26 protein-coding genes are annotated in these 20,844 nt (G+C 71.4%); 8 read left to right on the plus strand and 18 right to left on the minus strand.

Annotation, left to right across the window (positions count from 1 at the left end; genetic code table 11):
- Positions 1-110 precede the first annotated feature (110 nt).
- The 3 genes from IE217_RS32530 to IE217_RS32540 all read left to right on the plus strand — a co-directional run bounded on the left by IE217_RS32530 (position 111) and on the right by IE217_RS32540 (position 2,584).
- Positions 111-623 carry an NUDIX domain-containing protein gene (locus IE217_RS32530; RefSeq protein WP_190181542.1) on the plus strand — a complete coding sequence of 171 codons (513 nt, stop codon included), beginning with the start codon at positions 111-113 and terminating at the stop codon, positions 621-623.
- 80 nt (positions 624-703) lie between these two features.
- Complete coding sequence (locus IE217_RS32535) at positions 704-1,300, plus strand: nucleotidyltransferase family protein (protein ID WP_190181543.1); 597 nt, start codon at positions 704-706, stop codon at positions 1,298-1,300.
- A 183-nt stretch (positions 1,301-1,483) separates the two neighbouring features.
- Entirely contained in the window at positions 1,484-2,584 is a 1,101-nt protein-coding gene (locus IE217_RS32540; protein ID WP_190181544.1) for a MerR family transcriptional regulator, read from the plus strand.
- 12 nt (positions 2,585-2,596) lie between these two features.
- Here IE217_RS32540 and IE217_RS32545 read toward each other — a convergent pair whose 3' ends face one another.
- Positions 2,597-3,616 carry an aminoglycoside phosphotransferase family protein gene (locus IE217_RS32545; RefSeq protein WP_229865802.1) on the minus strand — a complete coding sequence of 340 codons (1,020 nt, stop codon included), beginning with the start codon at positions 3,614-3,616 and terminating at the stop codon, positions 2,597-2,599.
- A gap of 282 nt (positions 3,617-3,898) precedes the next feature.
- Between IE217_RS32545 and IE217_RS32550 the strand changes: the two genes are divergently transcribed.
- Positions 3,899-4,723 carry an HAD family hydrolase gene (locus IE217_RS32550; RefSeq protein WP_190181546.1) on the plus strand — a complete coding sequence of 275 codons (825 nt, stop codon included), beginning with the start codon at positions 3,899-3,901 and terminating at the stop codon, positions 4,721-4,723.
- Here IE217_RS32550 and IE217_RS32555 read toward each other — a convergent pair.
- On the minus strand, positions 4,694-5,566 hold the full coding sequence (locus IE217_RS32555; protein WP_190181547.1) for a winged helix-turn-helix domain-containing protein: 873 nt from the start codon (positions 5,564-5,566) through the stop codon (positions 4,694-4,696). The two genes, IE217_RS32550 and IE217_RS32555, sit on opposite strands and share 30 nt — an antisense overlap.
- Before the next feature lie 176 nt (positions 5,567-5,742).
- On the opposite strand from IE217_RS32555, the gene IE217_RS32560 reads away from it, so the two are divergent.
- A complete protein-coding gene (locus IE217_RS32560) occupies positions 5,743-5,925 on the plus strand; it encodes a hypothetical protein (RefSeq protein ID WP_190181548.1) in 183 nt (60 codons plus the stop codon).
- Here IE217_RS32560 and IE217_RS32565 read toward each other — a convergent pair.
- Positions 5,916-6,635, minus strand: coding sequence for an HAD family hydrolase (locus IE217_RS32565; RefSeq protein ID WP_229865803.1), 720 nt, complete (start codon positions 6,633-6,635; stop codon positions 5,916-5,918). The two genes, IE217_RS32560 and IE217_RS32565, sit on opposite strands and share 10 nt — an antisense overlap.
- A 29-nt stretch (positions 6,636-6,664) precedes the next feature.
- Positions 6,665-7,543, minus strand: coding sequence for a GntR family transcriptional regulator (locus IE217_RS32570; RefSeq protein WP_190181550.1), 879 nt, complete (start codon positions 7,541-7,543; stop codon positions 6,665-6,667).
- A 178-nt stretch (positions 7,544-7,721) separates the two neighbouring features.
- Here IE217_RS32570 and IE217_RS32575 point away from each other — a divergent pair, with 178 nt between their 5' ends.
- On the plus strand, positions 7,722-7,910 hold the full coding sequence (locus IE217_RS32575) for a hypothetical protein (protein ID WP_190181551.1): 189 nt from the start codon (positions 7,722-7,724) through the stop codon (positions 7,908-7,910).
- 58 nt (positions 7,911-7,968) lie between these two features.
- Here the strand turns inward: IE217_RS32575 and IE217_RS32580 are convergent, their stop codons facing one another.
- The 4 genes from IE217_RS32580 to IE217_RS32595 all read right to left on the minus strand — a co-directional run bounded on the left by IE217_RS32580 (position 7,969) and on the right by IE217_RS32595 (position 13,139).
- Positions 7,969-8,862, minus strand: a complete 894-nt coding sequence (locus IE217_RS32580) for a winged helix-turn-helix domain-containing protein (protein WP_373298183.1) — start codon at positions 8,860-8,862, stop codon at positions 7,969-7,971.
- Positions 8,863-9,253: 391 nt separating this feature from the next.
- Positions 9,254-10,522: a GNAT family N-acetyltransferase gene (locus IE217_RS32585; protein ID WP_190181553.1), complete on the minus strand. Its 1,269-nt coding sequence runs from the start codon at positions 10,520-10,522 to the stop codon at positions 9,254-9,256.
- Positions 10,523-11,451: 929 nt separating this feature from the next.
- Positions 11,452-12,432, minus strand: a complete 981-nt coding sequence (locus IE217_RS32590; RefSeq protein WP_190181554.1) for an asparaginase — start codon at positions 12,430-12,432, stop codon at positions 11,452-11,454.
- An 89-nt stretch (positions 12,433-12,521) separates the two neighbouring features.
- The gene (locus tag IE217_RS32595; protein WP_190181555.1) at positions 12,522-13,139 is read right to left on the minus strand and encodes an RsiG family protein; all 618 of its coding nucleotides are present in this window, start codon (positions 13,137-13,139) and stop codon (positions 12,522-12,524) included.
- 191 nt (positions 13,140-13,330) lie between these two features.
- Between IE217_RS32595 and dtd the strand changes: the two genes are divergently transcribed.
- On the plus strand, positions 13,331-13,756 hold the full coding sequence (gene dtd / locus IE217_RS32600; protein ID WP_190181556.1) for a D-aminoacyl-tRNA deacylase: 426 nt from the start codon (positions 13,331-13,333) through the stop codon (positions 13,754-13,756).
- 60 nt (positions 13,757-13,816) lie between these two features.
- On the opposite strand, the gene ygfZ is transcribed toward dtd, so the two are convergent.
- The 6 genes from ygfZ to IE217_RS32630 all read right to left on the minus strand — a co-directional run bounded on the left by ygfZ (position 13,817) and on the right by IE217_RS32630 (position 18,474).
- Positions 13,817-14,782 carry a CAF17-like 4Fe-4S cluster assembly/insertion protein YgfZ gene (gene ygfZ, locus IE217_RS32605; protein ID WP_190181557.1) on the minus strand — a complete coding sequence of 322 codons (966 nt, stop codon included), beginning with the start codon at positions 14,780-14,782 and terminating at the stop codon, positions 13,817-13,819.
- A gap of 10 nt (positions 14,783-14,792) precedes the next feature.
- Entirely contained in the window at positions 14,793-15,230 is a 438-nt protein-coding gene (locus IE217_RS32610; protein ID WP_190181558.1) for a Fur family transcriptional regulator, read from the minus strand.
- Between the two features lie 28 nt (positions 15,231-15,258).
- A complete protein-coding gene (locus IE217_RS32615) occupies positions 15,259-15,834 on the minus strand; it encodes a heme-binding beta-barrel domain-containing protein (protein ID WP_190181559.1) in 576 nt (191 codons plus the stop codon).
- Positions 15,835-16,073: 239 nt separating this feature from the next.
- Positions 16,074-16,925, minus strand: coding sequence for a hypothetical protein (locus IE217_RS32620; protein ID WP_190181560.1), 852 nt, complete (start codon positions 16,923-16,925; stop codon positions 16,074-16,076).
- Entirely contained in the window at positions 16,922-17,764 is an 843-nt protein-coding gene (locus IE217_RS32625; RefSeq protein ID WP_229865806.1) for a hypothetical protein, read from the minus strand. Before IE217_RS32625 ends, IE217_RS32620 begins: the two co-directional genes overlap by 4 nt.
- Complete coding sequence (locus IE217_RS32630) at positions 17,761-18,474, minus strand: hypothetical protein (RefSeq protein WP_308432797.1); 714 nt, start codon at positions 18,472-18,474, stop codon at positions 17,761-17,763. Before IE217_RS32630 ends, IE217_RS32625 begins: the two co-directional genes overlap by 4 nt.
- Positions 18,475-18,651: 177 nt before the next feature.
- Between IE217_RS32630 and IE217_RS32635 the strand changes: the two genes are divergently transcribed.
- Positions 18,652-19,014: a DsrE family protein gene (locus IE217_RS32635; RefSeq protein WP_190181562.1), complete on the plus strand. Its 363-nt coding sequence runs from the start codon at positions 18,652-18,654 to the stop codon at positions 19,012-19,014.
- A gap of 57 nt (positions 19,015-19,071) precedes the next feature.
- Here IE217_RS32635 and IE217_RS32640 read toward each other — a convergent pair whose 3' ends face one another.
- From IE217_RS32640 to IE217_RS35495, 4 genes are all read right to left on the minus strand, one after another.
- Entirely contained in the window at positions 19,072-19,329 is a 258-nt protein-coding gene (locus tag IE217_RS32640; RefSeq protein ID WP_190181563.1) for a DUF3099 domain-containing protein, read from the minus strand.
- 99 nt (positions 19,330-19,428) lie between these two features.
- Complete coding sequence (locus tag IE217_RS32645; protein WP_006139129.1) at positions 19,429-19,716, minus strand: DUF1416 domain-containing protein; 288 nt, start codon at positions 19,714-19,716, stop codon at positions 19,429-19,431.
- Positions 19,717-19,753: 37 nt separating this feature from the next.
- Positions 19,754-20,599: a sulfurtransferase gene (locus tag IE217_RS32650; RefSeq protein WP_190181564.1), complete on the minus strand. Its 846-nt coding sequence runs from the start codon at positions 20,597-20,599 to the stop codon at positions 19,754-19,756.
- 143 nt (positions 20,600-20,742) lie between these two features.
- A complete protein-coding gene (locus tag IE217_RS35495) occupies positions 20,743-20,823 on the minus strand; it encodes an Ms5788A family Cys-rich leader peptide (protein WP_350751515.1) in 81 nt (26 codons plus the stop codon).
- Positions 20,824-20,844: the final 21 nt, after the last annotated feature.

Raw genomic sequence — 20,844 nt, forward strand, 5'->3', positions numbered from 1 at the left:
GTTCTCCGGGCGCCCCAGGTGGAGGGCCCAAGGTGCCCGGACTTAGCTGAGACAGGACAGTCCAGTCCGCGAGTCGCCGGGAAGCGGTGTTGTCGGTGGGCCCTGCCAGGGTGTCCGTCGTGGACGAACTGGTGGAGCGGGTCGACGACCAAGATCGTGCGCTGGGGGTGGTGGTCGGCCGCCGGCGGGCCGTCCGGGAGGGCTGGCTGCACCGGGTCGCCGTCACGGTATGCCGTGACGAGCGTGGGCGGATCCTCGTCCACCGGCGGTCGAAGCAGCTGTCGCGCTTCCCCGGGCTCCATGAGGTCGTGGCCGGTGGCGCCGTGCACGTCGGTGAGTCCTACGAACAGGCCGCCGCGCGGGAGCTGGCCGAAGAACTGGGCGTACGTGTGCTGCCGCGCTTGCTGTTCGCCTTCCTCAACCGCAGCGGGCTGAGCCCTCACTGGCTCGGCTTGCACGAAGCCGTGGTGCCGGACGCCGTGGTCGCCGACCCTGACGAGATCGCCTGGCATGGCTGGCTGACCGAGCCGGAGCTGCGGTCGGCCCTGCTGGAGTGGCGCTTCACCCCCGACAGCCACGAGGCCTTCAGCCGGTACCTCGCGTTCCGGGCCGCGCGTTCCTGACCCCGCTCGCCTGGCGGGCTGGGACGCCTGCTCGCGGCAACGCGCCTTGCGGGAGCGGTGGTTCGTGATAGGGAGTACGGATGTTCGGTCGGCTCCCGCTCGTTGAGCAGCTCGATGGCTTGCGGTCCGTTCTCTCCCGGAACGAGGTCCTGGCCGACGTGATGACCAGGGCGGCGACGTTGGAACTGCCCGGCTGGTACGTGACAGCGGGCTGCCTGTTCCAGACGGTGTGGAACGTGGTCACCGGCAGGCCCCCGACCAACGGCATCAAGGACTACGACGTCTTCTACTTCGACGGCACCGACCTGTCCTGGGAGGCGGAGGACGCCGTGATCAAGGCAGGGAAGGAGGTGTTCGCCGGGCTACCGGCCGAGGTGGAGATCCGCAACGAAGCCCGCGTGCACCTCTGGTACGAGCAGAAGTTCGGCGTGCCCTGCCCACCTCACGAATCCACCGAGGCCGCGATCGACTCGTTCGCCGCGACGACGTGCTGTCTGGGGGTCCGCCTGGACCCCGACGGCGGATGGCGCGTCTACGCGCCCCACGGGCTCTCCGACGTGTTCAACCTCGTGGTCCGGCCGAACCCGGTCCTTGCCCCCCGGGAGGTCTATGAGGCCAAGGCGGCGCGCTGGAGGGACGAGTGGCCGGAGCTCACGGTGCTGCCGTGGCCGGGCTGACGCTCGGATGCGAGTGATCAGGGTTCTGTTCCAACTCCTCGACGAGTTAGCCGCCGAGCGCGAGGAGGGGATTCGGTGACGGCGGACGCGGCGGGACCGCTCCTCGCCCGTTGACCTTCACCTTGGGGGAGCCCGCAGCATCGGTGGGGCCGGGTGATGGGCCCGGTGTGAGGAGGGGCGGGTATGGGGCTGTTGACCATCGGGGCGTTCGCCAAGGCGTCCCGGCTGTCACCGAAGGCGTTGCGCCTGTACGGCGACCTCGGCCTGCTGATCCCCGCTCGCGTGGACCCGGTGACCGGCTATCGCCTCTACGCCCCGGAACAGCTCGACCAGGCCCGTCTGGTCGCCTGGCTCCGGCGGCTGGGGATGCCGCTGGCCCGTATCCGGCACGTCTGCTCGCTGGAGCCGGGCGCGGCGGCCCGTGAGGTCCGCGCGTTCTGGGGCCGGGTCGAAGCCGACACCGCCGCGCGGCGGGACCTGGCCGCCTTCCTCATAGACCATCTGACCTGGAAGGACCCTGCCATGTCCGCAGCCGTCAAGCCGCTCGGAATCCGGTACGCCGCCCTCTCCGACAGGGGCCTCGTCCGCGGCAGCAACCAGGACACCGCCTACGCCGGCTCCCGTCTCCTCGCCGTCGCCGACGGGTACGGGAGCCGGGGGGCCTCCGCGAGCGCCGCCGCCGTCGACGCGCTCAAGCACCTGGAGACCGACGGCATCCCGGCGGGCGACCTCCTCAACGTCCTTCAGGACGCCGTCGAACGGGCCAGGTCCGCCGTGCACGGCGTCACCGCGGACGACGTCCCGCCCGGGGGCACCGACGACGAGGCCGGTACGACCCTCACCGCGATGCTCTGGACCGGGGCCGGGCCGGCCCTCGTGCACATCGGCGACTCCCGCGTCCATCTCCTGCGCGAGGGAGAGCTGTTCCAGATCACGCACGACCACACCGTGGTGCAGGCGATGGTCGACGAGGGGCGCATCAGCCCGGAGGAGGCTGCCTCGCACCCCCAGCGGTCGCTGCTGCTGCGGGCGCTGGGGCCGGGCGGCGACGGCGTCCCCGACCTGCGCCTGCACGAGGCCCGGCCGGGCGACCGGTACCTCCTCTGCTCCGACGGCCTGCCCGCCGCCGTTGCGGTCGCGGAGATCCACCGGGTCCTCGCCGGGACCGCCGACCCCGAACAGGCCGTACGCGAACTGGTCGCCCTGGCCAACGCCTCCGGCGGCCCCGACAACGTCAGCTGCGTGATCGCGCACGTGATGGAGATCCAGGAGCAGCAGGAGTAGTCCGAAGCGCGGTCAAGGAGAGGGCAGGTCCCGGGCCAGTGCCGTCATGATGTCCTGGCGGCCGGGCACCTCCTCGATCCCGAGCGGCTCGGCCGCGGCGGTGAGCACCTTCTCGATCTTCACCGCGGCGGCCGGAAGCGCCTGCCAGCCGAAGACGCCGTCCTGGCGCAGGGACAGGGACACGCGGATCACGTCGGTGAAGACCGACTGCGCCCGCTTGAAGTCGAGAATGCGCGGCAGGTCGTCCGCCCATCCGTACGAAAGGTTGCGGCGGGATTCCCCGGCCGCCGCGCACCACTCCGCGACCATGGCCTTCCGCTGATCCCGCGGATACCGCATCAGGTAAAGATGGGTCGCCAGGTCGTAGAGGGGGTCGCCGAACATGGCCAACTCCCAGTCGATGGTCCACAGTTGACCATGCGGATCGACAATGAAGTTCTCGCGGTGCAGATCCGCGTGCAGCAGGCAGAAGGGACGTTCCTTCAACCCCAGAACGCACTTGCGCAACCTGTTGAACGCATCGGCCCCGACGCCGAGCTCGTGGAAAAGGGCCTCGAAATCCTCGCGGTTTCTCTCGTAGACCTGGATTTCCATGAAGGCGATAAGACGCTCCAGGAAACCGTCGCTGTCACCATTGTCGGGCCGGTCCCGGTCTGCGCAGCGCCGCTCGACGCCCAACTGATCGGGCGTGATCCGCATAAGCTCCGGGAACAGGTCGGCGATTTGCCCGAACAGTGGCTCCGGCACGCGCACCCCCGAAGGCGAGTAAGCGTTGAGCGTCCATCCCTCGATGAACGTCTGGAGCCCGATGCCCGCCACGTCCACGATCTCGGGCACCCGGGAGACACGCCCCCGCAGCGCCCTGATCAGTTCCTCCTCCGACAGGAAGCACCTGCGGTCGAACCACAGGATCTCCTCGCGCGGCTCCCGGCACTTGACCTCGCGCGACCCGTCCGGCAGCGGGAAGACGTACGTCTCGTGGTGGTATCCCCCCGCGAGCGGGCCCTTGACGACGGACGCGTCGCCGCTCATTTCGTCGGCCCGCCGACGTGCTCCGGAGACCGCGTGGGGTGTCATTCGTCGCGTCGCGCCCGTTCCGGTTGAGCCGATAGTTGAAGGGGAGACGCACGTTACTCCGTGGAGGTCGGGCCGCGGTGGAGGATTGGGCCATTCAGTGGTAACGGAATCGCCGGACAGGGGGAACCGGCGCGCGTTCGGATGACGCGGACGGACGGCCGAAATCCCGCAGAAACGGCATTCCCCGCCGAGACGGGCGGCTGGCGGCGGGACAGGTCACTGGGACACACTGTCGCGATGACCGCGACCAGGCCACCCTCGGCTGACCCGACCAGGCCGCCCACGGCTGACCCGACCGGGGATTCCGGCTGCCTGGCCGGACTGCTGGCGTCCACCCGAGCGGTGCTGCTCGACTTCGACGGGCCCGTCTGCGACCTCTTCGCGGGCACGTCCACGGCGGGCGTGGCGGCGCGGATCAAGCGACGGGCCCGCCGGCACTGGGGACCGCTCGCCCAGGAGGCCGAGGCCTGCGACGACTCGCACGACATCCTTCAGCGACTGCGCGACATGTACGACACCCCCGCTGCCCGGCCACGCGGCCGGCGACCGCTCGTCGTGGCCGAACGCATCGTGGCTCGGCAGGAGTCGAGGGCGGTACGGACGGCCCGGCCGGCACCGCGGCTCGACGGCCTGGTCACGTCGCTGCGGTCGCTCGGAATGCGGCTGGCCGTGGTCAGCAACAACGCCGAAGCCCCGATCCGCGCATACTTGAGAAAGCACGGAATCGAGGACGACTTCGCCGGCGTATTCGGCCGCGACCCACGGGACGCACGGCGCATGAAGCCTGATGCGGACTGCGTCCTGCGTGCCCTCGGACGCCTTTCGCTCCCCGCCTCGCAATGCCTTCTCATCGGCGACAAAGTCACGGATCTGAAGGCGGCCCGATCAGCGGGAACGTGTTTTCTCGGCTATACGCAGGACCCGGTATGCGCGCGGGACATGCGGGAAGGCGGCGCGAATGCCGTCGTCTCCTCCTACGACCCCCTCATCGAAGCGGCCGGAACACTCCTCCCCGTTCTCCCGAAGTCCGGTTCACTCCTCGGCCAGGAAGTCCCAGACTGAGTCGAACCACTTCTGCGTGGTCTCGACGAACACGGTTCCCTGCGCTTGCGCGTCATCGCTCTTCACATGGTGCGTGAGCGTGGCGCCCAGGCCGACGACGTCCACCGCCTCGATCTCGGTACCGTCGTCCAGATCCACCAAGCGCTCGTAGACCTCGTAGAAACCGTGCAACGCCTCATTCTTGTTGATCAGGTAGAGCTTGAACGCCGGCATCAGGGGGGTGTACCGGATCCGCACGTCGACCGAGGGCACCAGTCCCAAGGTGAGCAGGTCCCGCAGCGTGGAGCGCAGCGAGGTGACATGGCGGCGGGTGACGCCCAGGACTCGCTCGCGCAGGACGTCGTCGTACCGTCCGTCCGTGGACCGCCCGTAGGGATACGGAACCGAGTCCGAGGGCAGCAGCATCCGCACCCCGATGTGCCGCGGCGCGATCTCCCCTGCCTGGATGCGCTCGGCCTGGAGCCGGATGTGGGCGTCGAGCGATTCGGAGGTCAACGTGTAGACGTCCAGGGCCACTTCGGGCTTCTCGAAGGCGCTTCCGATGAGGGGCCCCAGAGTCACCGGCCGGCCGAGGACGCGGCCGCCCGCCGGTGAGTGGATGCGCTGCGTCCTGAGCACCCGCGACCCGCTGCCCTGCCGCGATTCGATCCAGCCCTCGCGCTGCAGGTCGCGCAGCGCGCGCTGCACCGTGTCGCGTGAGACGCCGAGTTCCTTGGCGAGGTCGCGCTGTGCGGGCAGGAAGCCGCGGAGTGGGTACGTGCCGTCGGTCATCCGGGCGCGCAACTCGTCGGCGACACGCTGGAACTCACGGCCGCCCGCCTCCTCGCCGTACTGCTCGCTCACACGGCGACCGTACCTCCACACGCCCGCCGTCAAACCGGTTTCGGTCAAGCCGACAGTCCAACCTGACCGGCCGGTTAAGGGATCAACCAGACCGGGGAGAACCAATTTACGACAACCAGTCCAATTGGCAGGGGTGTTGACGGGTCCAGGGGCAAGTGGACGGGAGGTGGGTGGGCATGCTCGTGAACGCGGCGATCAGAGAGGGCCTGGGGCTGCTGCTGGGCACCCTGACGCAGGAAAAGCTCGGCTGGGTCGGTGTGGTGCTGCTGTGCGCGCTCGCGGTCGGTGTGCGAGCGCGGCACAGCGGTCTGGCGGTCGGCGCCGCCGTGGCGCTGACGCTGCTGATGACTCAGGCCTGATCGCGGACGGTCCGCAGCACCGGCTCCAGCGACTCCACGACCAGTGTGGCGCCGGCCTCGCGCAGCAGCTTGGCCTTGCGCTCGTTGCGCGCATAGCCGAGGAAGGGCACCTCGGCCTCGCGGGCGGCGGCGAAGTCCGAAGGCGTGTCGCCGATCATCAGGGCCGTCTCCGGCGCGGCGCCCATGGCGTTGAGCGCGCGGTTGAGGAAGTGCGGGTCCGGCTTGAGGCGGTGCAACTCCTGTGTGCGGCCGTATATGTGCGGGGCGAAGCAGGGAAGCAGCGTGCGGCTCTCCAGGTATGCCTGCACCGTCCGGGGCGAGTTGTTGGTGACGACGGCCAGGCGGGTGCCCAGCGCCTTCCACGTGCGGATCAGCGGGTCGGCGTAGGCGGTGGGCCAGGCGGTGGTCACGGCCCGCAGCTCCTCCTGCGTGAGCCGCTCCTCCAGTTCCGCGAGCAGGTCGCTGCCGGGATGCCTGCGGTCGACGGCGCGCAGCACGACGTGCGGATCAACGGCGCCGCGCTCGCCCTCGGTGAGCAGTCCGTGCAGGCCGCGGCCGCCCAGCCAGTCGACCAGCTCCCTCGCCACCCGCTCCGCCGAATGCCCCGCGAACAGGCGGCAGATGGGGCCGTCGAAGTCCCAGAGGATCACTTGGGCGCGGGTGATCGGTTCCCGCAGGTTCTCGGTGTCGTTCTCGGTCTCGGCTGTCACCGCTTCAGTCTGCGTCGTATCAGAAGTCACTAGGAGAGTGTCAGATCCGTCGTGATGGTTTCCCAGAGGGCGTCGAACCACTTCTGGGATTCCGCCACGAACGCGGCGTCCCGCTCCCCGGTCGCCTTCTCGAAGGAGAAGAGGAGGGACTCGGTGCCCAGGACGTCGTACATGTCGAGGGTTCCGTTGTCGGCCGGCTCCTCGCGGCGGGTGATCATGTAGTACGCCATGAGCGCCTCCGCGCCGTTGAGCAGGTAGAGCTTGACCGGCGGGGTGAAGGGCAGGGCGCGGAAGGCCACGCGGACGTCGATGCCGTGGGTGGCGCGCAGGGCGTTGAGGTTGTGGCGCAGTACGTGGCCCTGGGCGTTGCGCTGGTCGAGCCAGCGCCGGTGGACCGGGTCGTCGTCGCTGTCGTGGTCGACCGAGACCGGGAAGGCGAGGTCGATGTCGCGCGAGGGCAGCAGCAGGCGTACGTCGATCGACTCGGGGCGCAGCCGGCCCTCGTGGATCAGCCGGACGGGCTCACCGAGGGCGATCATCAGCGTCTCGGCGGTCAGGCAGGCGGCGTCGATGCGGACCTGGCGGGCCTCGAAGGCCTCCACCAGCCGGGGCGCGAGGCCCACCATGGTCGTCTGGGGCTCCGAGCCGGCCGTGGCGGGGGTGGCGATCCTCGGGGGGCTGCCCTTGCCCACGTTCCTGAGCAGGCCGTCGTCCTGGAGGAGCCGCAGGGCCTGACGCACGGTGCCGCGCTCGACGCCGAACTCCTCGGCGAGCTCGGCCTGGGTGGGCAGGCGGTCGCCGGGCCTGAGCTCGCCGGCGCGGATCCGCTCGCGCAGGGTGTCGGCGATCTCCTGCGGCGAGCTTCTTCTGCTGCCGTTCACGGCCACGTTCTCCTGAGTCACGACCAAACGCTACAACTTTGATCCATCTGGCGGGAGTTGTTTGAAACTTGTTTATGGGTAGCTGCCAAGTGGGGACAACCACATCAGAGTTGGTTGCCAACTTGGTTGAGTTGGCGGAAGTTTTGCCTCACGCAACCCCCCACTCCAGCCAGACCGCCAGGAAAGCCCGAAGGGGGAGATCGCCGTGCCTGTGCTCGCCATTCTGTCCGCAGTCTTCGTCGTCGGCTTCGAGCAACTCGTGCAGTGGAAGTACGGCGCGGCGGGATTCGTCGGCCTGCTGCTGCTCACCATCGGCCTCAAGGCCAGGAACCCGACCATCAGCTCGGTGGGAGCCGTGGTCCTGGCCATGCTCCTGGCCGGGCCGGCCCTCTGAGGCCACGACCCGTCCGTCCACGTGGGAGACGTCGGTTCCGAGCGTCGGCTCGCGGGCATCAGCTCGTGAGCGTCAGCTCCGAACTGATCGTCTCCCACAGTGCGTTGAACCACAGGTGGGACTGCTCGACGAACGTCGTGTCGCGCGCCCCGGCGCCCTGCCCGAAGGCGAACAGCACCGACTGGGTGCCCTCGGCGTCGTAGAGCTCGAGGGGCTCGTGGTCGATCTCCTCCTTGCGCCGGCGCAGCGTGTAGTAGGCGTAGAGCGCCTCCGCGCCGTTGAGCAGGTACAGCTTGACCGGTGGGGTGAAGGGCAGGGCGCGGAAGGTCACGCGCACGTCGATGCCGTGGGTGGAGCGCAGGGCCAGCAGATTGTGCCGGAGCACCTGGCCCTGGGCGTTGCGCTGGGCCAGCCAGCGCCGTTGCAGCGGGGCGGCGGCGGTGGCGTCCACCGGGGTGGGGAAGGCGAGGTCGATGTCCCGGGACGGCAGCAGCACCCGGACGTCGACCTTGGCCGGTTTCAGCCGTCCGGCGTGGATCTGGCGCAGCGGTTCGCCGATGGCGAGGGTCAGCGAGATCGAGGTCAGGCACAGGGCGTCGATCTCGACGTGGGAGGCGGCGAAGGCGGCGGCGATACGGGGCGCGAGGGCGACCGTGGTGGGCAGCGGCGGCGCGGCCGGGCCGGTCAGGGCCCGAGCCGGGTCGGGCGCGACGATCGCGGGGCTGCCCTTGGACATGTTGGTGAGCAGGTGCTCCGACTGGAGGATGCGCAGGGCCCGGCGTACGGCGCCGCGCTCCACGCCGAACTCGTCGGCCAGCCTGGCCTGCGTGGGCATGCGCTCGCCCGGCCGCAGTCGGCCGGTCCTGATCCGGTGCCGCAGTTCGTCGGCGACCTCGCGGTGTGACCGCTGGGGCCCCGTCCGCCCACTGGCGGTGGCGTGTTCCCCGTCCACGGCCAAACGGTACAACTTCCCGCCATCTTTGGGCAGTTCCCGGAAAGGTGGTTATGAGACGCTTCCAAGCGGAGATAAGAAGAGTGAAGTTGGCGGCCAACTTGGCCGACATGGTCAAACTTTCCAAGTGTTGGCCACCAGGGTGACGGTTGGGAAACGACGGACCGCGCTCCCTTCCGGAGGGGAGCCGGGAGCACGGTCGATCGGCGCCGGCGCACGAGGACAGCGGCCGGCATCCGGCACCACGGCACAGTCACAACTGAACAGCACCGTGGACAGCCACGGGCGGCACAGCCACAACTCAACATCGTGATCGTCACGCACAGCCACAACTGAACAGCCAAGCTACGGATGCGTCATCCCTGTCACCGTCACCGGCAGGAAGGAGCGCTCAGAAGGTGTCCGGGCACCAAGGCCGCCTGGACGTACGCAGCAGGGCGTCGGCCACTCGGGCGGCGCCCGCTCGTTCTTCCTGGACCCGGCCGAGGGCGGCGAGCCGCACCGCGGACTCGTCGCCGAGCCACAGGGCCGCCAACTGGGCGACCTCCAGGGTCAGGTCGGCCGACTCGGCCGTCGGCGTGCAGCTCGCCCCCTCGGGCGTGGCCTCGAGCCGCCGGCGGCCGCCGGCCAGACCCGCCGGGTCCACCACCTCCAGCACCAGCGCGCCCGAACCCTCGTACGTCCGTGCCTCAAGAGCCCGTACGACGTCCAGGATCCGCACCCACAGCCAGTCCGCGTGCGTGAGGGGGGTGGCCGCGCGGGGGTCGGGGAGGAGGTGGGGGAGCAGGTCGTCGGGGGCGCGGTAGCCGCTCCTGACCTTCGTGACCCAGTCGATGGAGCACAGGTACAGCCACAGGGCGCGCTCGGCGGCCGGGGTCACCGCGATCAGGTTCCTCACCGTGACCGTGTTCAGCGGCTGCTTGGCGTCCGACCAGGTGTCGTCGCAGGAGTACGCGGCCAGGCCCTCCACCGTGCCGTCCGGGCCGCGGTGGACGGCGTAGAAGGGCTCGGTCCACGGGGTGCCGGCCCTGCGCACCACGCCGGTGCTGACCTGCCACCAGCGCTCGGTGCGGTCGACCACGCCCGGCTGGAGACGGCGCAGGCGCTCGTGCAGTTCGGGGCCGAGCTTGCGGACGTCCTCGCCGTCGACGAGGTCCACCCGGCCGCCGTCGTCCGGGCCCGCGTAACGGCGGTCGAGGCCGGCGCGGGGTACGTCGATCACCCACTCGGTGGTGTGGGTGGCGGGGCCGAAGCCGTAGCGGCCGTAGATCGGGTACTCGGCGGCGATCAGGGTGGCGACGACGTCGCCGCGGTCCTTCGCGGCCGCCAGGTCCGCGGCCATCATCTCGCTGAGCAGGCCGCGGCGGCGGTGGGTGGCGGTGACGCTGACGTTGGTGATGGCGTCGGCGGGGACGGCGGCGCCACCGACGGCGGTGAGTTCCTGTGGGAAGGAGCGGAACGTCGCCACGCACCGGCCCGCGTCGAACGCGCCGAGCGTGCGGTCGGGGATCGACAGTGAACGGCGGTCCGCCACCTCTGCCTCGGAGACCGTGGGGGCGCGCAGGAAGCCGGTGTTGAGGGCACGGATCCAGTCGGGGATCTCGGCATCGGTGACGGAACGTATCTCGGCACGGGAACGGGACCGTACGGCAGCAGTCATGCCCCGACGGTAAACACCCGCCAACGGGGGTGTCGCCACCTTTTCCAGGGCCCACCCGGCCCGCCCCCTCGACCCGCGCGGCCACAGGCAGTGGCCCCGCCGACGCCCCGAAGAAGCCGACCGAGCTGCGCACCCGCGCGCGGCTGGGGGCGGGGTGCCGTCCCCGGGGGCGGGGAGCGGGGCGCCGTCCGACCGGGGGCGGGGAGCCGGGCGCCGTCCCGCCGGGCTCGGCAAGCCGGGCGCCGTCCCGCCGGGGGCGGGGAGCAGGGCGCCGTCCCGCCGGGGTCGGGGGGCCGATGTACTCTCCGGCCCACGCCCAGCGCGGCTTGGTCCGGGCGCCGTCCCGCAGGGCCCGGGCCGGGGTCTGCCCCGGTCGCACTCCCACACGCGGTGGCTCCCACATCCGCCGGCCTCGCGGCGGTTCAGCCGGGACCGGGCCGCCCCCGGCTCAGGCGAGTCGGGGCCTCGCGCTCGCCCCCATCGGGCGGGCATCCCGTGCCCGTGGTGGGGGCGGACAGCCTGGCTCCGGGGGGGGAGTTGAGGTCTGGCGGCCGCCCCGGGCCCAGGGCCAGGTCAGGGCCTCCCCGGTCGCACTCCCACACGCGTCGGCTCCGATGCTCCCCCGGCCTCGCGACGATTCGGCCGAGGCCGAGCCCACCCAACCTCGCGGCGGTTCAGCCGGGGCCGGGCCGCCCGGCTCAGGTGCTTGCGCCGGGGCCCGATCGCCCGGTTCAGGCGCGTCGAGGTCCCGTGCCGCGGCGGGGGCTTCCGCGCGGGCCAGGAGCCGGCCGGGCCGGCGGGCCGGGGCCGGGGGCTTGCCGGCCGGGCTCGGGGAGCCGGGCCCTCCCGTCGAGGCCCAGGGAGCGCCCCGGTCGCCCCGCGCCCTCGGCTCAGGAGGTCGCCCTCAGCTCGCCCGCTGACCCCTCGGCTCAGAAAGTCGCCCGTACCTCGCCCACCTGCTCGGTGCCCCCGTAAAGGGGGGTGTGGGCGATGCGGGGGAGGACGGGGGAGTCGATGTCCAGGAGGGTCAGGGAGCGGGCGAGGACCGGGCCCAGGGCGCGGAGGCCGCCGTCGTCGATCTTGAAGGCGAGGGCGCGGCCGTCCGGGAGGGCGACCGCCTGGACCGCCTCGGCGCCCATCTTGGACAGGGCGCCCGGGATCTCGCGCATCAGCCAGGTGTCGGGGCGGCGCGTGCCGGCGACGTACTCCGGGTGGGCGCGCATGGCGTCGGCGACCCGGCGTTCGGCGCTGCCGGGCGCGGCGAGGACGAAGGCGCGGTAGGCGCGGGCCAGCCCCGTGAGGCTGATCGCCATGAGCGGGGCGCCGCAGCCGTCCGTGCCGACCGCCGCGACCTGCTCCCCCGCCGCCTCCTCCACCACCGTGTGGATCAGCCGCTGCAACGGATGCTCCGGGTCCAGGTACGACTCCAGCGGCCACCCGCGCAGCGCGCAGACCGCGAGCATCGCGGTGTGCTTGCCGGAGCAGTTCATGGTCACGCGGTCGCGCACCGCCCCGGCCGCCAGATAGGTCTCGCGCTCCTCGGCGTCCAGCGGCAGGTCGGGCGGGCACTGGAGCTGGGCGGGGGTCAGACCGTGCTCGCCGAGCATCTTGTGCACCAGGTCGCGGTGGAAGACCTCCCCGGAGTGGCTGGCCGCGGCGAGCGCCAGCCGCTCCCCCGACAGGTCCAGTCCCGCGCGCAGCACGCCCGCCGCCTGCATCGGCTTGTTCGACGAGCGCGGGAAGACCGGCGCGGTCACGTCTCCCAGCGCCAGTTCCACCGAGCCGTCCGCGCCCAGCAGCACCAGGCTCCCCCGGTGCCGCCCCTCCACGAACCCGGAGCGCACCACCTCGGCGAGGACGGGCGGCGCCGGGGTGGAGGCGGACAGGACGGACGCGGCTGACTCGGACATCGGCGGTGGCCTTCCGGGACGACGGGTGGGAACCGGAAGCACGGCGGCGGCCTGCCCCACGCGCGCCCGGGATCGCCGTGGCCGCCGCGTCAGACGAGCAGATCGTCCACTTGCGCTTCCCCTTCACGGTACCTGCGGGCGATCTCCGCCCCGCAGCCGTCGGCCGTGCGCTGGAGCTCCTGACGGCGATGGGACACCTGCTGCTCGCAGGCCACCAGCCGGGCCATCGCCGCGCCCAGTTCCAGGTCGGTGCGGGCGCCGAGGTCCGACAGCTCGACCTCGGCGAGCATCTGCGCGGCCAGCCGCCGGTACTCCTCGCTGTACGGTGTGCCGAGGGTCACATGGCGGGCGGAGGAGCGCTGCCGCGCGGGGGCGTCCTTGAGGATCTCCGCCAGCCGCTCCACCACCGAGGCCGGTTCGCCGGCGGGCGCCCGGCCGGCGGCCACGACCGGCTCGGGACCCGATCCGCGCCGGGCCAGCTCGGCGCGCAGGATGTCGATCCTCCCCTGGACCAGCCGTCGTACGTAACTGAGGTCGGCCTCGTCGCGCTGCGCCTGCCGGCACAGGGCGCGCAGCTCGGGCAGGCTCAGGATGGTCAGCGGCGGCGGGCTGTCGGTGCGCTGCACCGGCGGGCGGCACCCCTCCAGAGCTCCGAGGACACCGGCGGCGCCGGGCATCCGGGCCTCTCCGGCGACTGATGTGTTCATGCGTCTCAACCGTCCCCTCGACCGGCGCGTACGACAGCATCGTGCCACCCCGAGTGGCCAGAATGTGACCGAGTGCCCCCGATCAGCCCCAGATGGGGGGTTACGGAGCATAAAGAATCACGATATGGACTTCGCCACCCGGAACCTGACCGGCCGCCGGTCGCTTCCGGGGGACCGGCATGATGGTCGCCATGCGTGCAGTGGTGCAGAGGGTGGACGGCGCGAGCGTCGTCGTGGACGGTGAGACGGTCGGCGCGATCGAGGGCGAGGGGCTGTGCGTCCTGGTGGGGGTGACCCACGAGGACACCAAGGAGAAGGCGGCGCAGCTCGCCCGCAAGCTGTGGTCGATCCGCATGCTGCACGAGGAGAGGTCGTGCAGCGACATCGGCGCCCCGCTGCTGGTCATCAGCCAGTTCACGCTGTACGGCGACGCCCGCAAGGGCCGCCGCCCCACCTGGAACGCGGCCGCCCCCGGCGATGTCGCCGAGCCGCTCGTGGACGAGGTGGTCGCCCAGTTGCGGGCGCTGGGCGCGACGGTGGCGACGGGCCGCTTCGGCGCGCGCATGCGCGTGTCGCTGACGAACGACGGCCCGTTCACCGTACTGATCGACATCTGAAACCCGGGCCCCCGGCCCAGCAGCCCCAGGCCCCGCAGTCCCCGGGCCCGGCCCGGCGGCCTACGGCTCGACGACCGTCTCCTGGGCCGCCGCCGTGTCCCCCGCCATCAGCCGCGCGTCCACCGGGACGTTCCGCTTGACCAGGGCGAGCGCGACCGGCCCGAGCTCGAAGTGCCGTACGGACGTGGTCACGAAGCCGATCTTGCGGCCGTCCGGCCCCTCGTCGGCGAGACGGATCTCCGTGCCCGGCACCGGCAGGTGCACCTCGCTGCCGTCCAGGTGAAGGAAGACCAGGCGGCGCGGCGGCTTGCCGAGGTTGTGCACCCGGGCCACGGTCTCCTGCCCGCGGTAGCAGCCCTTCTGGAGGTGGACCGCGGTGCCGATCCAGCCCAGCTCGTGCGGGATCGTGCGGTGGTCGGTCTCGAAGCCGAGGCGCGGGCGGTGCTGCTCGACACGCAGCGCCTCGTGGGCGAGGATCCCTGCGGGCGGCCCGGCCTTCTCCGCGTACGACTCCAGGTCGGCGCGCGGCAGGAAGAGGTCCCGGCCGTGCGCGGTCTCCCGTACGACGACCCCCTCGGGCGCCTCCGTGATCGAACCGGCCGGCAGGTGCACGACGGCGAAGTCGCCGGTCCGGTCGGCGACCTCGACCCGGTAGAAGAACTTCATCGACTCCAGGTAGGCGATCAGCGCCTCCTGGGTGCCGGGCTCCACGTGGGCCCACACCGTCTCGCCGTCGTCGACCAGGTAGAGCGCGTGCTCGATGTGGCCGTGCGCGGAGAGGATCAGCGCCTCGGTGGCCTGGCCGGCGGGCAGTTCGCTGACGTGCTGGGTGAGCAGCAGGTGCAGCCAGCTCAGCCGGTCCTCGCCGGAGACGGCGATGACACCGCGGTGGGAGAGGTCGACGACTCCGGTGCCGTCCGCGAGGGCGCGCTGCTCGCGGAACAGGTCGCCGTAGTGGGCGGCGACACCTTCGTCCACGCCCTCGGCGGGGACGGCGCCGGGCAGGGACAGCAAGGGGCTCTTCATACGGGCCAGCCTACGACGTGGTGGTCGGGCTCTTCGTCGAGCAGTCCTGGCAGCGGCCGAAGATCGCGAAGTGCTTCATGTCGGTGTCGAAACCGAACTGCTGCCGCAGCTTGGCCGTGAAGTCGGCGGCCACCTCCACGTCCGCCTCGATGACGTTCTCGCAGTCCCGGCAGACCAGGTGCAGATGGTGGTGCCGGTCGGCGAGGTGGTAGGTGGGCGCGCCGTGCCCGAGGTGGGCGTGGCTGACCAGGCCCAGCTCCTCCAGCAGCTCCAGGGTCCGGTACACCGTGGAGATGTTGACCCCCGACGCCGTCTTCCTCACTTCGCCGAGGATGGCGTCGGGGGTCGCGTGCTCCAGGGTGTCCACGGCTTCGAGCACGAGCTGCCGCTGCGGCGTCAGCCGGTAGCCGCGCTGCCGCAGGTCGGTCTTCCAGTCGGTGCTCACCACACTGAAAGTCTAGGACCAGTCGCCCGGCCTACTTGAAGAAGGCGATGCCGTCGTCCGGCAGGTCGTCCGGGAGGGCCTTGGCCCAGCGCTCCACGTCCTCCGGGGTGACGACCTTCTTCAGGTGGGCGGACATGTAGGGACGCAGCTCGACCTCGGGGGTCTGCTTCTCGCCGACCCACATCAGGTCGCTCTTGACGTAGCCGTACAGCCGCTTGCCGCCGGTGTAGGGGCGGGAGGCCGCGGTGCGGGCCACGGCGTCGGTGACCAGGTCGATCTGGGGCTTCTTGTCGGCCAGTTCGCCGTACCAGATCTCGATGACGCCGTCGTCGCGGGTCATGGTGACCTCGACCTTGCGGCCGGCGTCGATCCGCCAGAAGCCGGACTCGGTCTCCAGCGGCTTCACCTTGTTGCCGTCGTTGTCCAGCACCCAGGTGCGGGAGTGGTACTCCAGGAAGTCCCGGCCGTCGTGGGTGAAGGTGACCTCCTGGCCGAAGTTGCACTTCTCGGCGCCGGGGAAGTCGTGCACGCCTGCCCCGGCCCAGTCGCCGAGCAGGAAGGCGAGGGGCACGAGGTCCTTGTGGAGGTCGGACGGGATCTCGATCATGAGCGGGGACTCCTGGAGGTCGTCAGCGCTGGCCCTGGTACAGCTTCTTCACGGTCAGGTAGGCGAAGGCGAGGACGCCGACGCAGACCAGGACCAGCAGGGTTTCGAAGAAGATCTCCACGGGGTGCTCCTTGTCGAGCGCGGTGCGGTGCGGTACGTGCGTACACAGGGCCGGGCACCAGCTTAGTCGGCCGGGGCCCGGCCCTCTTCGTGAGGTGCGCCGAGGTGCGTGAGCGGGCTCAGTCGAGCAGTTCGGCCTGGAGGGTCATCGTCTGGTGGAAGGGCACCGCGGGGGCCGCGCCCTTGCGGGACTGGATGATGACGGCGAGGGTGTCGCCGGCGGAGAGGTAGCCCTGGCGCACCTGTTCGGCGCCGTAGGGCTTGGACTCGGCGAAGGCCGTCTCGGTGACGTCCTCCAACGTGGAGCCGCCGGGGACGGCGGCGTACTCGGAGGCGCCCGCGCCGCGCACCGTGTAGCCCGGCCCGTAGTGGACGACCGTGTGCTCGAACAGGTCGTCCACGAGGACCGCGGAGCCGAACTGCAGCAGGTAGATCCGCGTGTGCGTGCCGTCCTGGGTGGTCCAGCCGCGGGCGGCGACGTGCCGCAGACCGTGGTCCGCGAGCCGGTGCGCGAACTCCGTGCGCTCGTCCTTCTTCGCGTACTCCGCGAGGAAGGTCCCGGTCGCCAGCCAGCCGTCCTCGCCGCGCAGCGCCTTGTCCTCCACCGCCCCGGCGGGGGCCGGCAGGACGAGGGCCCGCAGATCGGCGTAGTGCGCCCCGGAGCTGTTCACCTCGGCGAACGGGCCCGGGCGGCCGGACGGCAGCGGCGGCCGGACGATCTCCGGATAGTCCCAGCGCCCGTCGGAGGCGGTGGCGAGACCGGGCAGATCCGTCCGGTCCGTCCGGGTGACGCCGTACGCCGTGGACACCCCGGCCGCGGCGAACACGAGCACGGCCGCGCCCCAGCGCAGCACGGCCCGCAGCACCCGGCGGTCCTTCCTGACCGCAGGAACGGCCGGGTCCGGGACCACGGGCTGGTACGGCGGCAGGGGCGGGACGGGAGAGGGCGCGAGGGGCTGCTGGTCGCTCATGTCGCCGCCCCGGGTTCCTTGATGCGGTCGAGCTGCGCGCGGAGCATGTTCGCCACGCCCTTCTTGTCGATGGGCCCGACCGCGTAGGCGGTGGCGGTGACCTGGACGTCGTCCACGTACGACGAGCACACCATGAGGTCGAGCTTCTCCTTGGGGTTCGCGGGCGGCAGGAAGCAGCGCGCGTTGTCGTGGCCCTCGATCCTCGGCCCCTGCCGGAGGACCTTCAGGGCGTCGAAGAACTCCTGCTGGTACCCGGCGAGGGAACGGGCCGTGCGCCGGCTGCCCAGCTGGGACAGCACGATCTCCATGGTGAAGGCCCGGTCGTCGTCCAGGCCGGCGGCGCCCCGCACGCTCAGATAGCTGCGCATCGCCATGCCCTTGATGTGCTGCTTGTCGATCTGCTTCTCCAGCTGCCGGCGCGCGCTGCGCGGCAGGCCCCGCAGCGACTGCTTGCGCAGCGCGGTGGCCCGGGCGCCGCTCAGTTCGGCGTCGGAGCCGAACTCGCCCAGGTCCGGGCCGGGTCCGTAGCCGCCGGTGCCGGTGCCGTACGGCAGCAGCATGCCCTTGAGGCCGGTCGCGGCGGGCCGCGCCGAGGGCCGCTCCTTGGCCTTCTCCGGCACGTCCCAGACGGGCGCGCCCGGGTCGTGGGCCGCGTCGCGCACGGTGACCACGGTGAAGCCGGTGCCGCCGAGGACGGCGGCGAGCAGGACGGCGCACCCGGCGATCACGCCGACGCGCCTCCGCCGGCGCGGCTTCGCGGACGCGGACCGCAGGTCCTGCTGCTCGCGCTCCTGCTTCTGCTCCTGCTCCTGCTCCCGCTGGGGCTCTGGCTCCTTCACAGCCGTCCCACCTGCCGTTCGGCCAGGTCCATGATGTCCTTCTTGGGGATCGGGCTGGTGTCGTAGGCGAAGATCTCCACAGTGATGTCGCCGCGCCAGGCATACGCCTCGGCCGAGTACACCGGGAGGTAGCCGGACTTCCGGTCCGGCGTGCTGTCGGCGTACGCCATGCCGTCGTCCGTGCCCGGTATCGCCCAGCCGTGGTTGCCCGGTTCCCGCTCGGCCCAGTACTCGCCGTTGTCCGCCTGCTGCGAGGCGGCCATGCTCTCCTCCTGGCGGTACTGCACCAGGCGGACCTCCACCAGCCGGGTGCCGCCGGTGCGCCACGCGGTGACGGCCGCGCGCCGGAACTGGCTGCGGAGCTGGGCGCGGAACGCCACGTCCGGCTTGTCGAACGTCTCCGCGTACTCGCTGAGGCTCATCCAGCCGTCCCGGCCCTCGCCCAGCGGGTTGTCCCGCGCCCCGCCGGGCGCCTTGAGCAGCAGCTTGCGCAGGTCGCCCTCGGTCTTCACCTGCCGGTCCTGCGCGGCCGACAGCGGTTCGGGCGCGCCCTTCGCCTGCCGTACGACCGGCTGGGACAGCGGCGGCAGCGGGGTGGGCTTCCGGCCGGCCTGGATGACGTAGCCCGTGCAGACGCCGGCCACGACACCGAGCACGGCCGCGCCGGCGACGAGCCCGACGGTACGACGCCGCCGACGCCCGGGTGCCACTGCTTCTTCGGGTACCGCTCCTTCAGGCACTGCTTCTTCGGGTACTGCTTCTCCGGGTCTTTCCGGTACGTCCAACACGTCCCCCACACAACGTGAAGCGATCACTCCATAAACGCGCTTCACAGGAGACCCACGGGTCCCGCCCGCAGTTGTAAGGGAGTTGATTACGATTCGGCCATGGCGAAGAAGCTCGTGATCAAGGTGACGGCCGGGGCGGACGCCCCCGAGCGCTGCTCTCAGGCGTTCACGGTGGCCGCGGTGGCGGTGGCCAGCGGGGTGGACGTCTCGCTGTGGCTGACCGGGGAGTCCTCGTGGTTCGCGCTGCCGGGCCGGGCGGCCGAGTTCGAGCTGCCGCACGCGGCTCCGCTGCCCGACCTCATCGACTCGATCCTCGCGGCCGGCCGCATCACGCTGTGCACGCAGTGCGCCGCCCGCCGCGACATCACGGAGAAGGACGTGATCGAGGGAGTGCGGATCGCGGGGGCGCAGGTGTTCGTGCAGGAGGCACTGGGCGAGGAGACCCAGGCACTCGTCTACTGAGTTCGCGGCGGGGCCGGCGAGGACCGCCGGGCACGCGCCGCCGTCGCCGGTCGCGGCTCAGCGGCGTTTCTTGCCGTCCAGTTCGTCCCACCACTCGTCCGACTGCCGGTCGCCGGACGGGTCGTCCCACCAGCGGTCGTCGGGACCGCGCCGGTTGGCGACCATGGCGGCGGCCGGCGGGATCACCATGGCGACGACGCACATGCCGACCGCGGCCGGCACCGACCAGATGCGCACCACGCCCCAGGCCAGCACGAACAGCCCGATGCAGGTGCCCATCATGGCGAAGTAGACGTGACGACGGCGGGCGTACATGAGTCCAGGGTAGGGCGGTCCCCGCCGCTCCGCGGCATGCCGAAGGGCCGCACCCCGGCGTCCAACCCTCGGGTGCGGCCCTTCGTGACGGCGGGGCCGTCAGACCGCGATCGCGACCTCCGCGAGGCCACCCTGCTGGGCGACGACCGTGCGGTCGGCGCTGCCACCGGGGACCAGGGCCCGGACGGTCCAGGTGCCCTCGGCGGCGTAGAACCGGAACTGACCGGTGGCGGAGGTGGGGACCTCCGCGGTGAACTCGCCGGTCGAGTCCAGCAGGCGGACGTAGCCCGTCACCGGCTCGCCGTCACGGGTCACCTGGCCCTGGATCGTCGTCTCACCGGGCTTGATCGTCGAGGCGTCCGGGCCGCCGGCCTTCGCTCCACACATGTGCTTCTCCAGAGGTCAGATAGGTCGGTCGGGTCTGTTACTTGCCGGCGCCGAGCTCGATCGGCACGCCCACCAGGGAGCCGTACTCGGTCCAGGAGCCGTCGTAGTTCTTGACGTTCTGCACGCCGAGCAGCTCGTGCAGCACGAACCAGGTCAGCGCGGAGCGCTCACCGATGCGGCAGTAGGCGATGGTGTCCTTGGCCAGGTCGACGTCCTCGGCCGTGTAGAGCTCCTTGAGCTCCTCGTCGGACTTGAAGGTGCCGTCGTCGTTGGCGTTCTTCGACCACGGGATGTTCTTGGCGCTCGGGACGTGGCCGGGGCGCTGCGACTGCTCCTGCGGCAGGTGGGCCGGGGCGAGCAGCTTGCCGGAGAACTCGTCGGGCGAGCGGACGTCGACGAGGTTCTGCGAGCCGATGGCCGCCACGACGTCGTCGCGGAAGGCGCGGATGGAGGCGTCCTGCGGCTTGGCCTTGTACTCGGTCCGCGCGCGCTCGGGCACGTCGTTGCCGTCGACGAGCTCGCGGGCGTCGAGCTCCCACTTCTTGCGGCCGCCGTCGAGGAGCTTGACGTTCTCGTGGCCGTACAGCTTGAAGTACCAGTACGCGTAGGAGGCGAACCAGTTGTTGTTGCCGCCGTAGAGGACGACCGTGTGGTCGTTGGAGATGCCCTTCTCCGACAGGAGCTTCTCGAAGCCCTCCTGGTCGACGAAGTCACGGCGCACCGGGTCCTGGAGGTCCTTGGTCCAGTCGATCCGGATGGCGTTCTTGATGTGGTTCTTCTCGTACGCGGACGTGTCCTCGTCCACCTCGACGATGGCGATGCTCGGGTCGTCCAGGTGCTCCTGGACCCAGTCGGCGTCGACCAGGACGTCGCTGCGGCTCATGCTGATTCTCCTCCGGGCAGTTGCGGCGGGGCGTGCGAAAGCTGGGGGCGCGCGGGCCGGCGGTGCGCTTCGGGGCGTGCGCGGCGCGCGGACGGCCCCGGTCGGGTGCGGGGGCCGGCGATACGGGAGGCGGAAGCTCCCGCTCAGAAGGGGCGACAGAGCATGGCGGCAACGCGGCACAGGTCCACTGCCCGCCGCTTCGTGAGGTCCGCCTGTCGCTTCATGTGCCCGATCGTAGGGACGAA

It is taken from the genome of Streptomyces naganishii JCM 4654 (assembly GCF_014650575.1).
Taxonomy (GTDB): domain Bacteria; phylum Actinomycetota; class Actinomycetes; order Streptomycetales; family Streptomycetaceae; genus Streptomyces; species Streptomyces naganishii.

What these genes read in the sequence shown, in the direction of transcription:
- IE217_RS32535 (WP_190181543.1), top strand. Translation starts at nt 704, where the DNA reads ATGTTCGGTCGGCTCCCGCTCGTTGAGCAGCTCGATGGCTTGCGGTCC.
- IE217_RS32540 (WP_190181544.1), top strand. Translation starts at nt 1,484, where the DNA reads ATGGGGCTGTTGACCATCGGGGCGTTCGCCAAGGCGTCCCGGCTGTCA.
- IE217_RS32545 (WP_229865802.1), bottom strand. Translation starts at nt 3,616, where the DNA reads ATGAGCGGCGACGCGTCCGTCGTCAAGGGCCCGCTCGCGGGGGGATAC.
- IE217_RS32550 (WP_190181546.1), top strand. Translation starts at nt 3,899, where the DNA reads ATGACCGCGACCAGGCCACCCTCGGCTGACCCGACCAGGCCGCCCACG.
- IE217_RS32560 (WP_190181548.1), top strand. Translation starts at nt 5,743, where the DNA reads ATGCTCGTGAACGCGGCGATCAGAGAGGGCCTGGGGCTGCTGCTGGGC.
- IE217_RS32585 (WP_190181553.1), bottom strand. Translation starts at nt 10,522, where the DNA reads ATGACTGCTGCCGTACGGTCCCGTTCCCGTGCCGAGATACGTTCCGTC.
- IE217_RS32590 (WP_190181554.1), bottom strand. Translation starts at nt 12,432, where the DNA reads ATGTCCGAGTCAGCCGCGTCCGTCCTGTCCGCCTCCACCCCGGCGCCG.
- IE217_RS32595 (WP_190181555.1), bottom strand. Translation starts at nt 13,139, where the DNA reads ATGAACACATCAGTCGCCGGAGAGGCCCGGATGCCCGGCGCCGCCGGT.
- dtd (WP_190181556.1), top strand. Translation starts at nt 13,331, where the DNA reads ATGCGTGCAGTGGTGCAGAGGGTGGACGGCGCGAGCGTCGTCGTGGAC.
- ygfZ (WP_190181557.1), bottom strand. Translation starts at nt 14,782, where the DNA reads ATGAAGAGCCCCTTGCTGTCCCTGCCCGGCGCCGTCCCCGCCGAGGGC.
- IE217_RS32615 (WP_190181559.1), bottom strand. Translation starts at nt 15,834, where the DNA reads ATGATCGAGATCCCGTCCGACCTCCACAAGGACCTCGTGCCCCTCGCC.
- IE217_RS32620 (WP_190181560.1), bottom strand. Translation starts at nt 16,925, where the DNA reads ATGAGCGACCAGCAGCCCCTCGCGCCCTCTCCCGTCCCGCCCCTGCCG.
- IE217_RS32635 (WP_190181562.1), top strand. Translation starts at nt 18,652, where the DNA reads ATGGCGAAGAAGCTCGTGATCAAGGTGACGGCCGGGGCGGACGCCCCC.
- IE217_RS32640 (WP_190181563.1), bottom strand. Translation starts at nt 19,329, where the DNA reads ATGTACGCCCGCCGTCGTCACGTCTACTTCGCCATGATGGGCACCTGC.
- IE217_RS32645 (WP_006139129.1), bottom strand. Translation starts at nt 19,716, where the DNA reads ATGTGTGGAGCGAAGGCCGGCGGCCCGGACGCCTCGACGATCAAGCCC.
- IE217_RS32650 (WP_190181564.1), bottom strand. Translation starts at nt 20,599, where the DNA reads ATGAGCCGCAGCGACGTCCTGGTCGACGCCGACTGGGTCCAGGAGCAC.
- IE217_RS35495 (WP_350751515.1), bottom strand. Translation starts at nt 20,823, where the DNA reads ATGAAGCGACAGGCGGACCTCACGAAGCGGCGGGCAGTGGACCTGTGC.